The sequence below is a fragment of the Kitasatospora sp. NPDC088742 genome, from assembly GCF_055584905.1.
Window position 1 is genome coordinate 478,201 of record NZ_JBVJLD010000001.1, and the last position, 12,785, is coordinate 490,985.

Annotated in this window: 13 protein-coding genes and 1 pseudogene; 7 read left to right on the plus strand and 7 right to left on the minus strand. The window is 72.7% G+C overall.

The window, feature by feature from the left end; all coding sequences use genetic code 11:
* Positions 1 to 113 precede the first annotated feature (113 nt).
* Entirely contained in the window at positions 114 to 839 is a 726-nt protein-coding gene (locus ACZ6ZR_RS02035) for a hypothetical protein (RefSeq protein WP_465638386.1), read from the plus strand.
* Positions 840 to 873: 34 nt separating this feature from the next.
* Here ACZ6ZR_RS02035 and ACZ6ZR_RS02040 read toward each other — a convergent pair whose 3' ends face one another.
* Together ACZ6ZR_RS02040 and ACZ6ZR_RS02045 are read right to left on the minus strand one after the other, a co-directional pair.
* Positions 874 to 3,057 (minus strand): RICIN domain-containing protein, encoded by a 2,184-nt coding sequence (locus ACZ6ZR_RS02040; RefSeq protein WP_465638388.1) that lies wholly within the window; start codon positions 3,055 to 3,057, stop codon positions 874 to 876.
* A 32-nt stretch (positions 3,058 to 3,089) separates the two neighbouring features.
* Positions 3,090 to 4,979: a glycoside hydrolase family 3 protein gene (locus ACZ6ZR_RS02045; protein ID WP_465638390.1), complete on the minus strand. Its 1,890-nt coding sequence runs from the start codon at positions 4,977 to 4,979 to the stop codon at positions 3,090 to 3,092.
* Positions 4,980 to 5,232: 253 nt separating this feature from the next.
* Between ACZ6ZR_RS02045 and ACZ6ZR_RS02050 the strand changes: the two genes are divergently transcribed.
* Positions 5,233 to 6,426 carry a C40 family peptidase gene (locus ACZ6ZR_RS02050; protein WP_465638392.1) on the plus strand — a complete coding sequence of 398 codons (1,194 nt, stop codon included), beginning with the start codon at positions 5,233 to 5,235 and terminating at the stop codon, positions 6,424 to 6,426.
* Between the two features lie 7 nt (positions 6,427 to 6,433).
* Here the strand turns inward: ACZ6ZR_RS02050 and ACZ6ZR_RS02055 are convergent, their stop codons facing one another.
* Positions 6,434 to 6,919, minus strand: coding sequence for a MarR family winged helix-turn-helix transcriptional regulator (locus tag ACZ6ZR_RS02055; RefSeq protein WP_465638394.1), 486 nt, complete (start codon positions 6,917 to 6,919; stop codon positions 6,434 to 6,436).
* A gap of 48 nt (positions 6,920 to 6,967) precedes the next feature.
* On the opposite strand from ACZ6ZR_RS02055, the gene ACZ6ZR_RS02060 reads away from it, so the two are divergent.
* From ACZ6ZR_RS02060 to ACZ6ZR_RS02070, 3 genes are all read left to right on the plus strand, one after another.
* Positions 6,968 to 7,873, plus strand: a complete 906-nt coding sequence (locus ACZ6ZR_RS02060; protein ID WP_465638396.1) for an EamA family transporter — start codon at positions 6,968 to 6,970, stop codon at positions 7,871 to 7,873.
* Between the two features lie 35 nt (positions 7,874 to 7,908).
* Positions 7,909 to 8,547: an NAD(P)-dependent oxidoreductase gene (locus tag ACZ6ZR_RS02065; RefSeq protein WP_465638398.1), complete on the plus strand. Its 639-nt coding sequence runs from the start codon at positions 7,909 to 7,911 to the stop codon at positions 8,545 to 8,547.
* A gap of 91 nt (positions 8,548 to 8,638) precedes the next feature.
* Complete coding sequence (locus ACZ6ZR_RS02070; protein ID WP_465638400.1) at positions 8,639 to 9,052, plus strand: PPOX class F420-dependent oxidoreductase; 414 nt, start codon at positions 8,639 to 8,641, stop codon at positions 9,050 to 9,052.
* A gap of 108 nt (positions 9,053 to 9,160) precedes the next feature.
* Here ACZ6ZR_RS02070 and ACZ6ZR_RS02075 read toward each other — a convergent pair whose 3' ends face one another.
* The 3 genes and pseudogenes from ACZ6ZR_RS02075 to ACZ6ZR_RS02085 form a co-directional block, all read right to left on the minus strand.
* Positions 9,161 to 9,574: a VOC family protein gene (locus ACZ6ZR_RS02075; RefSeq protein ID WP_465638402.1), complete on the minus strand. Its 414-nt coding sequence runs from the start codon at positions 9,572 to 9,574 to the stop codon at positions 9,161 to 9,163.
* A 10-nt stretch (positions 9,575 to 9,584) separates the two neighbouring features.
* Positions 9,585 to 10,031, minus strand: coding sequence for a helix-turn-helix domain-containing protein (locus ACZ6ZR_RS02080; protein WP_465638404.1), 447 nt, complete (start codon positions 10,029 to 10,031; stop codon positions 9,585 to 9,587).
* 70 nt (positions 10,032 to 10,101) lie between these two features.
* A pseudogene (locus ACZ6ZR_RS02085) lies at positions 10,102 to 10,895 on the minus strand (hypothetical protein).
* A 244-nt stretch (positions 10,896 to 11,139) separates the two neighbouring features.
* Between ACZ6ZR_RS02085 and ACZ6ZR_RS02090 the strand changes: the two are divergent.
* Entirely contained in the window at positions 11,140 to 12,006 is an 867-nt protein-coding gene (locus ACZ6ZR_RS02090) for a DMT family transporter (RefSeq protein ID WP_465638406.1), read from the plus strand.
* Between the two features lie 24 nt (positions 12,007 to 12,030).
* Positions 12,031 to 12,420, plus strand: coding sequence for a hypothetical protein (locus ACZ6ZR_RS02095; RefSeq protein WP_465638408.1), 390 nt, complete (start codon positions 12,031 to 12,033; stop codon positions 12,418 to 12,420).
* A gap of 7 nt (positions 12,421 to 12,427) precedes the next feature.
* Here the strand turns inward: ACZ6ZR_RS02095 and ACZ6ZR_RS02100 are convergent, their stop codons facing one another.
* Positions 12,428 to 12,781 (minus strand): VOC family protein, encoded by a 354-nt coding sequence (locus tag ACZ6ZR_RS02100; RefSeq protein WP_465638410.1) that lies wholly within the window; start codon positions 12,779 to 12,781, stop codon positions 12,428 to 12,430.
* Between the last annotated feature and the right edge of the window lie 4 nt (positions 12,782 to 12,785).

The following is a 12,785-nucleotide window of genomic DNA, read 5'->3' on the forward strand; positions in this document are numbered from 1 at the left end:
GTTGTCACAGTTCCGCCATCGGGCGATCGGCTCTCCGCCACCGGGCGGTCGGGCGCGGCGTGGCAGTGACCCTGGTGCGGACGTGGTCGGATCATCCGCTTAGAATCTGCGCCATGACCACGCAGGGGGAGCGCCAGAGCCGCCGGGTCCGGGGCCGCCGCCGCCGGATCATCGCCCTGTGCACCGTCGGAGGTGTGGCCGTCGCCGTGGGCGTGGTGGTGGCCGAGTCGGGCGACTGGCTCCCGGGTGCCGGACGGACCACCAAGGAGGGCCTCAGCGCGGCGCCCGCCGACGCCGGTCCGCCCACCCAGCCGTTGACGGAGGAGCAGTTCTTCACCGTCGAGCGCTACTTCCCCGGCGGCCGCGCGATCGACAACGGCGGCTTCAAGGCGCGCCGCACAGCCGCCCGCCAGGGCCAAGTCTGCGCCGAGGTGCTGGCCGACCGGAACCGGGACGTGCTCAAGGACACCAACTGCCTCTCCTACGTCTCGGTCAGCTACACCCAGGACGGCAACCAGGTGGTGAGCAGCGTCACGGTGCTGCGCTTCTCCGACGAGGCCTCGGCCCAGGAGGCCGAGAAGGCGCTGGTCCCCAACGCCGAGGCGATCTCCTTCGTGCCGCCGGACCCGGGCGTCCTGCCGACGCCCTCCGGCTCACCGGCCGCCGTCGCCGGCCCCGGCGCGCAGCGGACCAGCGTCCAGGTCGACGCGGTCGGCCACTACCTGACCGTCACCTCCTCGCGCTTCGTCGACCCGGCCTCCACGGCGGCCCCCGCGGCGCTGGACGAGGCGACCCGGGCCGTGGGGTACACGGCCCGGGCACCCTTCATCTGGCTCTGAGGCTCCGTCAGGGGCCTCGGGGGTATCAGAGGTCTCAGGGGTAGCTGACCAGGTTGGCGACGTTGGTGGCGGAGTTCGACGGGCCGCCGGTGGAGTTCACCACGTGGGCGATGGTGCCGGTGCCGCCGAGCGAGACGGTCACCATGTCGTGGAAGCGCACCCCGGCACGGTTCGGTGCCTCGATCGCGTGCTCGGCCACCACGCCCGGGTTGACGTTGAAGTAGCAGTAGCTGCCCAGGCCCCAGGCCTCGTGGGTGGTCACCGAGCTGGCCACCTTGTAGGCGGCGTAGCCGCGGGTGGAGCCGTTCTGCCAGGCGGCCTGGTTCGGCGGGTCGTAGGGCAGCTCGTTCTGGAAGAAGTAGGTGCGGCCGCCGTTGCCGTTCCACACCACCTGGTGCTGCTGGAAGTGTTCGACGAAGAGCCCGTACATGGTGACGGCGGTGCCGTTGACGGTCAGTCCGGTGGCGGCGGTGTTGGCCGTCCAGCCGACGCCGCTGCCGTGGTCGGCGCGCCAGATCCAGGTGTGGTCCCCGATCACGTCGGAGCTGTTCACCACCAGGCTCTGGGTGGCCTTGCCGACGCCCGCGCCGCCGATCCGGAAGAACACGTCGTGCAGGGAGACGGGGTCCGCGGTGTGCCGGGCGGTGGAGCCGTCCGGGCCGAGCTGGAGCAGCACGGGGGAGTTGACCGGGCCGGCGTCGAAGAGCAGTCCGGCGAGCTTGACGCCGTCCACGTCGGCGACGGTCATCGCCGCGATGCCGTTGTCCGGGACCAGGGTGGCCAGGCCGAGGCCGAGCACCACGGTGTCGGGGCGGGTCACGTTCAGGGTCTGGTCGAGGTGGTAGACCCCCGGGGTGACGAGCAGGTTCTTGCCCTGGCCGAGCGCGGCGTTGATCTGGGCGGCCGTGGCGCCGGGCTTGACCACGAAGAACTGGTCGATCGGCAGCGAGCTGCCCGGCTGATTGCCCGAACTCCAGGACGTGCCGGTGGAGTTGGTGCGCAGCCCGGGGACGAAGACCCGGTAGGCCCCCGCCGCGTCCACGTAGAGGAAGGGCTTCTCGCGGACCACCGGGGTCCGGTCGACGGTGGTGTAGGGCGGGTTCGGGAAGGTGTTGGCGGGGGCGTTGACGTCGCCGACGAAGACCATGTTCCAGTTGGAGCCGGTCCAGCCGCCCCACTGGGAGTTGCGGGAGAGCCACTGCTGCTGCGAGCCGGAGCGGACCTGGCCGTCGATCAGGGAGTCGGCCAGCAGGCCGCCGCTGGACCAGCCGCCGTCGTCCAGCTGGAGGCTGCCGCGGACGTGCATCCGGCGGTACGGCGCCGCCTGTGAGACGGCCCAACGGTCGGTGCCGGAGGGCGGGTTGACGGAGAGCCCCTCGGCGGAGCGCCAGAAGTTCTGGGTGGCGTTGCCCTGGAACCAGTCGGCCTCGGCGTGCACGCCGCCGTTGATGGTGACGGCGTCGGGGGTGAGCCCGAGTCCGGCGACCTGGGTGTAGAAGCCGACGTTGGCGTCGACGTCGTAGGTGCCGGGCTTGAAGAGGAGCGCCTGGCGCTGCGCGCCGAACTGGTTGGTCTCCTGCTGCCGGAAGACCGCGTCCAGCTTGGCCTGGACGGTGGCGGCGGGCATCGAGGGGTCGAAGACGGCGACGTTCGGCCCGAGGTCGGGGTTGCCGGGATTGCCGGGATCGCTGCCGGCACCGAAGGAGAAGGACTGCGCGGCGGTGCCGTTGCAGGCGTACTGCTGGAGCACCACCGAGTCGGCGGTGGAGGCGGACGGCACGTCCAGGCACCTGCCGCTGTTGCGGTTGACCAGGTGGTAGGCGCCGCCGCCCTCGTCCACCGGCAGCCACTGCTGGTTGGCGCCGCCGCCCCAGGTCCAGAGCTGCACCTTGGCGCCGTCTGCGGTGGAGACGCCGGTGACGTCCCAGACCTTGGTGGCGTCGCCTCGGGCGGCGATCCGGACGTAGCCGCCGTCGGTCGGCAGCAGCTGCCACTGCTGGGCGTCGGTGGCGTTGCAGGCGTACTGCTGGACGGCGGTGCCGTTGGCGGTGGCCGCCGCCGCGGCGTCCACGCAGCGGCCGCTGTTCCTGTTGACCACCGTGGTCCAGCCGGTGGGGGCGGCCGCCTCCGCGCTGGTGGGGGACAGCACGGCGGCCGGGGCGAGCAGCGTGGCGGCGGTCAACAGCGGTATGCCGTAACGCCGTTGTCGTTGACTCATGGAGGTGGGGGCTCCTGACTCGGTAGGGGGGATCAGCGGCCGGTGGTGAGGCCGAAGCCGTAGCGGAACAGCGGGTCGTAGGACGGGTCGCCGACGTTCAGCGGCTCCTGGGCCTCGCTGCGCGGCCAGCTGACCGGGAGCTTCCCGGAGAAGCGGCGCTCGCCGAACAGCACGTCGGCCACCCCGCCGCCCTCGCTGCCGGGCAGCCAGGACATCACGAAGGCGTCCATGGACGGGAGTTGGCCGGTGACGATCTGCGGGCGGCCCGCCACGTCCAGCACCACGCAGGTGGGGACGGCGGCGCAGACCTTGTCGACGGCGGCCCGGTCGGCGGGGGAGAGCTCCAGGGTGTGGCCGTTGTTGCCGACGTCGCCCATGCCCTCGGCGTACGGGGTCTCGCCGATCACCACCACGCCGACCTTCGCACCGTTGACGGGAGCGGAGGCGTCCGCGCTGTAGACGGCGGACGGGGCGTACTCCCGGATGCCCTCCAGGACGGTGGTGGCGGGGATGGTGTCGTCGGCGGCGCCCTGCCAGGTGACGGTCCAACCACCCGCCTGGTTGCCGGGGTTGTCCGCGTTGACGCCGGCGACGTAGACGGCGTCGGTGCGCCTGAGCGGCAGCGCGCCGTGCTCGTTCTTCAGCAGCACCTGGGACTCGGCCACGGCCCGCCGGGCCACCGCGCGGTGCTCGGGCGAGCCGATCGTGGACTGGTACCGCCGGTCGGTGAACGGGTGCTCGAACAGGCCGAGTTCGAACTTGGCCCGGAGGATCCGGCGGACGGCGTCGTCGATCCGGGAGCGCGCGACCCGGCCCTCGTTCACCTCGGTGAGCAGCGCCTGCTCGAACTTCTCGGCGCTGTACGGGACCATGAACATGTCCAGCCCCGCGTTGACGGCGGTGCGCACCTGCGCCGGGTAGTCGCCCGGGAGTTGGTTGATCGCGTCCCAGTCGCTGATCAGGAAGCCGTCGAAGCCGGTCTTCTGCTTGAGCACCTCGGTGAGCAGCTCGTGGTTGGCGCTCATCTTCACCGGGTTGCCGAGGCCGTCCTCGGTCCAGTCCACGCTGGAGTACGAGGGCATGATCGAGCCGACCCGGTGCCGCTGCACCGCCGTGACGTACGGGGCGAGGTCGATCCGGCGGAAGCGTTCGCGGGAGGTGACGGTGACGCCCTGGTCCAGCTTGTAGCTGCCGGCGGAGGATCCGTAGGCGGTGGAGCCGTCACCGGCGTAGTGCTTCACGGTGGCCAGCACCCGGTCGGGGCGGTCGAGTTGGGAGCCCCAGGGGCCCTGGAAGCCGTCGATCTGGGTCTCCATGGAGCTCACCAGCTCGGGCGTCTCGCCGAAGCTCTCGTAGGTGCGGCCCCAGCGGTCGTCCCGGGCCACGCAGACGCAGGGGGCGAAGACCCACTGCGGGCCGGTGGCGCGGGTCTCGATCGCGGTGATGTGAGCGGCCTCGCGGGCGAGTCCGGGGTCGCGGGTGGCGCCGAGCGCGATGTTGTGCGGGAAGACGGTGGCGCCCACCAGGTTCCCGTGGCCGTGCACCGAGTCCACGCCGTAGAGCAGCGGGATGCCCAACCTGGTCTCCAGGGCCCGGCGTTGGTAGCCGTCCACCATGTCGGCCCAGGCGGCCGGGGTGTTGGCGGCGGGGGTGGAGCCGCCGCCGGAGAGCAGCGAGCCGAGGGCCAGCGTGGTGATCCTCGCCGGGTCGCCGTCCACGGCGTTGCGTTCGGCCTGGGTCATCTGGCCGACCTTCTCGGCCAGGGTCATCCGGGCCAGCAGGTCCTCGACCCGGCGCTCGACCGGGCGCCTCGGGTCCCGGTAGGCCGGGCCGGCGGCCGCCGACGCCGTGAGGGGGAGGGCGGAGGCGGCGATGGTGGCGGCGGCGAGCAGGGCTCCGCCGAGCAGGGGGCGCCGGTGCATGCGGATGTGTCTCCAGTCCTGGGTGGGGTGCCGGAGGTGCGATGTCAGGAGCATGTAAGCAGAGTCCTGAAAGCATTGGTAAGGGGTCGGGTCGCTCTTTTTTCAGGACTTGAACTTAACCGTGAAGTAACGCCTGGTCAGATGACGAGCCGTCAAGGGACTACCCGTGCTCAGTGCGCGGTGCTTGAATGCGCACCACCAAGCCAAGCCCACGACAGTTCGGGACGGTTCCGTGACTACGCGCGTAACACCCTTGGCACGCTGGCTCCTTCGTCCACTGCGCACCGCGGCCCTGCTCTCGGTGCTCGCCTCCTTCGCGGTCTTCTTCGCCGGCGTCCAGCCGGCCGCGGCCGCCCCCGCCTGCGGAGTGCTCTCCTCCGGCGCGGCCACCCAGGCCGTCGCCGCCGTCAACGCCGCCTGTGGCCAGATCGGCACCCCCTACTCCTGGGGCGGTGGCCACGGCAGCCAGCCGGGACCGAGCTACGGCAGCTGCGACGCCTCCAACGGCGCGCCGAACGACTGTCACGTCCGCGGCCTCGACTGCTCCGGTCTCGCCCGCTACGCCTACTACCTCGCGGTCGGCGCCGACGTCATCAACGGCACCACCTACACCCAGTGGCCCTCCTCGCGCGCGGTGGCCCGCTACTACCGCTCCGACGGCACCGCCCCGCTGCTCCCCGGCGACCTGGTGTTCTTCGGCAACTCGCCCTCCACCATCCACCACGTCGCGGTCTACCTCGGCCAGGGCTACATCGTCGAGGCCCCGTACTCCGGCGGCTACGTCCAGGTCGCCGCGCTCTCCTCGCACGGCGACTACTACGGCGCCATCCGCCTCTACGGCCCCGGCGGCGGCAACCCCAACCCGCCCACCACGCCCGGCCAGTACTGGGTCGACACCTTCGCCAACGCCCCGGTCTACGGCTCACCGACCTCCACCACCCAGACGGGGACGCTGTACCAGGGCACCAACTACGTGTTCTGCAAGGCGTGGGGGCGTGAGGTGGCGTCGGGTTCCTCGTTCAACCACTGGTGGCTGAAGACGGACCCGGATGTCGGTCCGGGCGGTCAGTGGGTCTCGGCCTTCTACCTCTCCCGGTGGGGCAACGACGTGGCCAAGGACAACAACGGCACCGTCATCCCCGACTGCGCGGGCGGCGGGGCACCGCCGGCCACCGGCAAGTACTGGGCGGACACCTTCGCCAACGCCTCGGTCTTCGCCTCGCCGAGCAGCACCGCCGCCACCGGGACGCTGTACCAGGGCACCAACTACGTGTTCTGCAAGGCGTGGGGGCGTGAGGTGGCGTCGGGTTCCTCGTTCAACCACTGGTGGCTGAAGACGGATCCGGATGTCGGTCCGGGCGGTCAGTGGGTCTCGGCGTACTACCTCTCGCGCTGGGGCAACGACGTCGCCAAGGACAACAACGGCACCGTCATCCCGGACTGCTGACGTCCCCTCAGGCCAGGCCCTCCAGGAGGGTGCGCAGGAGGGTGGCGAGGTGTTCGCGGTCGGCGGTGGGGAGGGGGGCCAGGAGGCGCTGCTCGGTGGCGAGGTGGTCGGGGAGGGTCTCGTCGACCAGGGCGAGGCCGGCCTCGGTGAGAGCGACCAGGACGACGCGGCCGTCGGTGGGGCTGGGGGTGCGGCGGATCAGGCCGCGCTCCTGGAGGCGGTCCAGGCGCTGGGTGACGGCGCCCGAGGTGACCATCATGGAGCGCATCAACTCGGCCGGCGTGAGCGGGTTTCCGGGCCCGTTGCGGCGCAGGGTGGCGAGCACGTCGAAGGAGGGCGTGTCCAGGCCGTGGGTGGCGAAGGTGCGCTTGAGCTCGGCCTCCACCCGGGCGGTGAGCTGCTTGAGGCGGCCGATCACCGCCATCGGGGAGACGTCGAGATCCGGCCGCTGGGCGGCCCACTGCGCGAGTACCTGGTCCACGTGATCCGTCATGGCAGCAAAGTCTAGCGATATCTCTTAGCAGTGAGATATGTTTGCTTAGTGCTAAGAGATCGAACCGCAGCGCTCCTGCTCACCGCCCTGGCGCCCGCCGTCTGGGGCTCCACCTACCTGGTCACCACCGAACTCCTCCCGCCCGGACGCCCGTTGCTGGCCGCGCTGCTCCGCGCGTTACCCGCCGGGCTGCTCCTCGTCGCCCTCACCAGGGAGCTGCCGAAGGGCAGTTGGTGGTGGAAGGCGATGGTGCTCGGCACGTTGAACATCGGTCTCTTCCTGGCCCTGCTGTTCGTCGCGGCCTACCGCCTGCCCGGCGGCGTCGCCGCCACCGTCGGCTCCGTCCAGCCCCTGCTGGTGGCCGGCCTCTCCGCCGCCCTGCTCGGCCAACGCCTCACTCTGCGCACCCTGCTCTCCGCCGTGGTCGGCATCGCCGGCGTCGCGCTGCTGGTCCTGCGGGCGAACGCCCGGCTGGACGCCGTCGGCGTGGCGGCCGCGCTCGGCGGCGCCGCCGTGATGGCCACCGGTGTGGTGCTCAGCAAGCGCTGGTCCTCCCCGGCCCCGCTGCTGGCCACCACCGGGTGGCAACTCGTCGCCGGCGGCCTGCTGTTGGTCCCCGTCACGCTCTTCGCCGAGGGCCCGCCGCCCGCCTCGCTGACCACCGGGAACCTGCTCGGCTACGCCTACCTCGGCCTGATCGGCGCGGCTGTCGCGTACGTCCTCTGGTTCCGCGGCATCAAGGTGCTCTCGCCCAACGAGGTGACCTTCCTCGGCCTGCTCAGCCCGCTGGTCGCCGCCCTGCTCGGCTGGATCGTGCTGGGCCAGAGCCTGACGCCCGCTCAACTCCTGGGCGCCGCCCTCGCCCTCGGTGCGGTGCTGTTCGCCGCCCGCTCCGGCCCCCGGCCGGCCGCCACTGAGGCTCCGGTGCAGCCGCCCGTTCTCGCCGACCGCTGACCCCACCCCTTCCGATTCCGAAGGAGACCACCACCATGCGCATCACCGTTTTCGGAGCCGCCGGAGCGGCCGGCAGCCGGATCGTCACCGAGGCCGTCGACCGGGGCCACGAGGTCACCGCCGTGGTCCGCTCGCCCGAGCGCTACCCCGCCCTGCACCCCGAGGCCCGCCACCGCAGCGGCGACGCCCTCGACCCGGACCGGATAGCCGAACTGACCGAGGGCCAGGACGTGGTCATCGCCGCCACCCGCCCCGTCCCCGGCCGGGAGGAGGAGCACGCCGCCGTCACCCGCGCGCTGCTCGCCGGGCTGGCCAAGAGCGGCGCCCGCCTGCTGCTGCTCGGCGGCGCCGGCAGCCTGCTGCTCCCCGGCGGCGAGGGGCTCACCGTGATCGACGGCCCCGACTTCCCGCCGTCCTGGCGCCCGATCGCGCTGGCCTGCAACGAACAGCTGGCCGCCTGCCGCGAGGACGGGACGGTGGACTGGGCCTACCTCAGCCCGGCCGCCGTCCTGGAGCCCGGCGAGCGCACCGGCACCTACCGCCTCGGCACCGACGAGCTGGTGGTCGACGCCGAGGGCAACTCCGCCATCTCGATGGAGGACGCGGCCGTCGCCCTGCTCGACGAGGCCGAGCGGCCCCGCCACCACCGCACCCGCTTCACCGTCGGCTACTGACGGCGGCCGGGGGCCGGCCCGTAGACCGAGCGGCTGTCAGGGGACGGACGGGGGTCGACCCCTGGCGGCCGCTCAGGTTAGGGTCCAGGACATGACAGCGATCATGAACGAGGCCGTCCGCGCGCTGCTCGACGCCCCGGTGGTGGCCGTGCTCGCCACCGTGAACCCCGACGGCGCCCCGCAGACCTCGATCGTCTGGGTCACCCGGGACGGCGACGACCTGCTGATCTCCTCCACCGCCGGGCTCCGCAAGGTCCGCAACCTGGAGCGCGACCCGCGTGCCAGCCTGATCCTGCACGACCCGGCCGACCCGCTGCGCTACGTCGAGCTCCGCGGCCGGGCCACCGTCACCGAGGACACCGGCCGGGCGCTGGCGGTCACCGTCGCCGAGCAGTACGAGGGGCCCGGCGCGGGCCAGGAGTACCTCGAACTCCCGCCCGAGGTCCGGCGGGTGGCGATCCGGATCGTCCCCGAGCGGGTGCTCGGATCGCTCACCAGGATCTGACGACGAAGGCCGGCAGCCCTTCCGTAGTGGAGGGCTGCCGGCCTTCGTTCGGTGTGCCCTGAACCGACCGGCGATCGGGGGGCGGCGTCGCCCAATCGCCGGTCGGTCCTACTTCTTCGGCTGGTTGAAACGGAGCGCGTTGCCCGCCGGGTCGCGGAACGCGCAGTCGCGCACCCCGTACGGCTGGTCCACCGGCTCCTGGAGCACCTCGGCGCCGGTGGCCCGGATCCGCTCGAAGGTGGCGTCCACGTCGTCGGTCGCGAAGATCGCCCCGCGCAGCAGGCCCTTGGCCAGCACCTCCGCCATGGTCTCGCGGTCCGCCGCCGAGGCGTTCGGGTCGGCCAGCGGGGGCTCCAGCACGATCGACACGTCGGGCTGGGCCGGCGAACCGACCGTGACCCAGCGCATCCCCTCGAAGGAGACGTCGTTGCGCACCTCGAAGCCGAGCGCGTCCCGGTAGAAGGCGATGGCCGCGTCGTGGTCGTCGACGGCGATGAAGGTCTGGGAGAGCGTGATGTCCATGGGCCCCACGCTACGGCCGGGGCTTCGGATCTGCTTCTCCATTCCTGACCGCCTTCGCGGGCGGCGTGCGGACCGGCCGCAGGTACATCTTGGCGATGTAGGAGGGGATGGCCGACTCGTCCACGTGCTCGCGTGCCCGGTACGCGCTCGGGCTCTCCCCGACCAGCTCCGTGAAGCGTGAACTGAACGAGCCGAGCGACGTACAGCCCACCTCGAAGCAGACCTCCGTCACGCTCAGGTCCCCGCGCCGCAGCAGCGCCTTCGCCCGCTCGATCCGACGGGTCATCAGGTAGCTGTACGGCGTCTCCCCGAAGGCGGCCCGGAAGCTCCGCGAGAAGTGGCCCTCCGACATCAGCGCGGTCCGCGCCAGCGCGGCCACGTCGAGCGGCTGCGCGTAGTCCCGGTCCATCTGGTCACGGGCCCGCCGCAGCCGGGCCAGGTCCTCCAGGTTGCTCATTGGATCACCCTCCCACAGCGCCGCCCCCGGCCGCGCGTCACCGCAGTTCGCGGGGGACACCCATGGTCGTTCACGCCAGTGGGAGGACCGGGCGGGTGGAGGTCTCCTCGAAGAAGGCGTCGCCGGCCGGGTTGTGGAGCCAGGCCGCGTAGTCGGGGTTGCGGTGGGAGGTGGCGAGGGGGAGCCAACCGAGGAGGTTGCCGTAGCCGCCGCAGGCGGATTCGCCGCCGTCGCCGCCGTAGAGGGAGGTGGGGTCGGAGGTGAGCTCGGTGCGGTAGGGGTCGTAGGCGATGCGCAGGCCGAGGGCGTTCGGGCGGTGGTGGGGGCCGTCGGGGGAGTGGTACGGGATGCGGTCGAGGGGGCAGGTGTCGCCCCAGCGGAAGAGGGTGCGGGCGCCCGCGCCGCAGGCGTGCTCCCACTCGTCGGGGGTCGGCAGCCGCGGGCGGTCAGGGCCTCCTCCGCACCGTCCGGCTCCTCGCCGAACTCCTCGTCCTCGACGGCCACCAGCACGGTCGGGACGGTCACCCGCCGGTACGGGCTGAGCATGTGGGCGAGGTGGCCCCGCAGGTCGTCCGCGTGGCCGAACCCCTGGTCCACGCTCGCCTGGTAGTCCTCCTCCTGCCCGGGCGCGGGCTGCCACGCGTCCAGGTCCAGGCCGAGGGTGACGGTGCCGCCCGGGACCAGGGCGAAGGCCTGGTCGGCACGTTCCATCAGTGCGCGGTGGAAGGGGCGGCCGAGGTGGTGGACGGTCTCGACGGAGACCAGGTGACTGCCCGTCAGGGCGGCGGCCTCGCGGGCGGTGCGCAGGGCGGTGGGCAGGTCGAAGGACCGCCACTCCTCGAAGGTGAGGTCGTTGAGGGGCATGGTCGGGAGTCTGGCAGCGGCCGGTGACAGCGGGGCGGGCCGTCGTCGTGGGACGGGCCGTGTACGGTGTGGCCCATGCGTTCCCGGATCCTGCCGCCGCCCGTCCGCTAGCGGGCGGCTGACTCCCTGACAGGTGCCGGACGGCCTTGCGAGGCCGTCGGGCCGGTGAGTGGCGCCCGCGCGAGGTGGCCCTGATCCGGCCGGGCCTCGGAGCCCGGCGCCTCTTCCATGGAGAACGAACGCCATGACCACGCATGTCGCCGTGCCGTACCGGCACGGTGTGCTGTCCATTTCCGCCGCAGCCGTCGCCTGGGGCGTGGGCGGGGCCGTCGCGGCCCTGCTGATGAACACCGCCGGGCTCGGCCCCGTCGCCGTCTGCGCCTGGCGGTTCGCCGTCGCGGCCGGGTGCTTGGTGCTGCTGCCCGTCGGCCGGAGCGAGGGCCGTTGGTGGGCCGCCGTGCTCACCGGGATCGGGCTGACGGTGGGCCAGTGCGCCTACTTCGCCTCGGTCCGGTACGCGGGCCTGGGGCTGGGCACCCTGGTCACCATCGGTGCCGGACCCGTGTTCACCAGCCTCGGCGCCCACCTGCTGCTCGGCGAACGCCTCACCCGCCGGGCACTGACCGCGAACGGCCTCGCCCTCGGCGGGCTGGTGCTGCTGGTGGCCGCCCCGGCGGCCGGGCCGCGCCCGCTGCTCGGGGCCGGGCTCGCGCTGCTGGCCGGTGCCGCGCAGAGCGGGCTCACGCTCTGGGCCCGGGGCGGTGGCACGGCGCGCGCCTCGACCGGCGCCTTCGGCACGGGGCTGGCCTGCCTGGTGCCGCTGGCGCTGCTGCTGGAGGGCGGAGTGCTGCCGAGTGCGGGGCAGCCCGCACCGACGGCCGCCGCGCTGCTCTTCCTGGGGACCGTCCCGACCCTGCTCGCCTACCGCTGGTACTTCACCGGCCTGACCACCGTCCCGGGCGCGACCGCCGCCGTCCTGGTCCTGCTCGAACCGGCCACGGCCGCCGTCCTGGGCATCGCCTGCTTCGGAGAGCCGCTCACCTGGACGGTGGTGGCGGGCTCGGCCCTGCTGCTCACCGCGATCACCGGCCTGGCGCGCCAACGGCAGTGACGCCCCGTCGGGGATGATGGCGGGATGTTGGTCACGGTGGAGGCGGTCCCGGCGGGGCTGCCGCTGGTGCGGGTCAGGTCGGCCGTCGGCACGGCGGTGGTGGTGTGGCGCGGCGCCGCCGAGGCGGTGGGCCGGGAGCACCACGTCGAGTGGACCCTGGACGAGGAGCTCGGCTGGGGCCGCAACGCCGACCCGGCCGCCTCCACCACCCCTGCCCTGTGGGAGGAGGGTGGCCATGTTGTTCTTCGTGGGGTGCTGAGCATCGACGAGGACGGCGGGGCCACCCTGGGTGTGGACGGCGCACTGGTCCTGTTGGGCGTGCCCGAGCCCGCGCCGCCGACGGATGCCGACGGGACGTGGGTCGAGGTCCGGATCGGGCGCGAGCACGCGGAGGCGTGGCCGTTCGAGGTCTGAGGTGCCGTCAGGCGGGCTGCCAGAGTTCGATGCGGTTGCCCTCGGGGTCGGTGACCCAGCCGAAGTGGCCGACGCCGTCCATGGACTGGGTCTCCTCGGCCACCTCGGCGCCCTTGGCGCGGAGTTGGGCCAGCATCGCGTCCAGGTCGCGGACGCGGAAGTTGAGCATGGTCTGCTGGCTGCGGGCGCCGAAGTAGTCGGTGTCGGCCTCGAAGGGGGCGAAGACGGTGGGGCCGGGCTGCGGCTGCCAGAGGCCGTGCTCGTCGGAGTCCAGGCCGAGGCAGTCGCGGTACCAGGCGGTGAGGGCGGCGGGGTCGTTGGCGCGCAGGAAGTACCCGCCGATGCCAAGCACACGTTCCATGCGG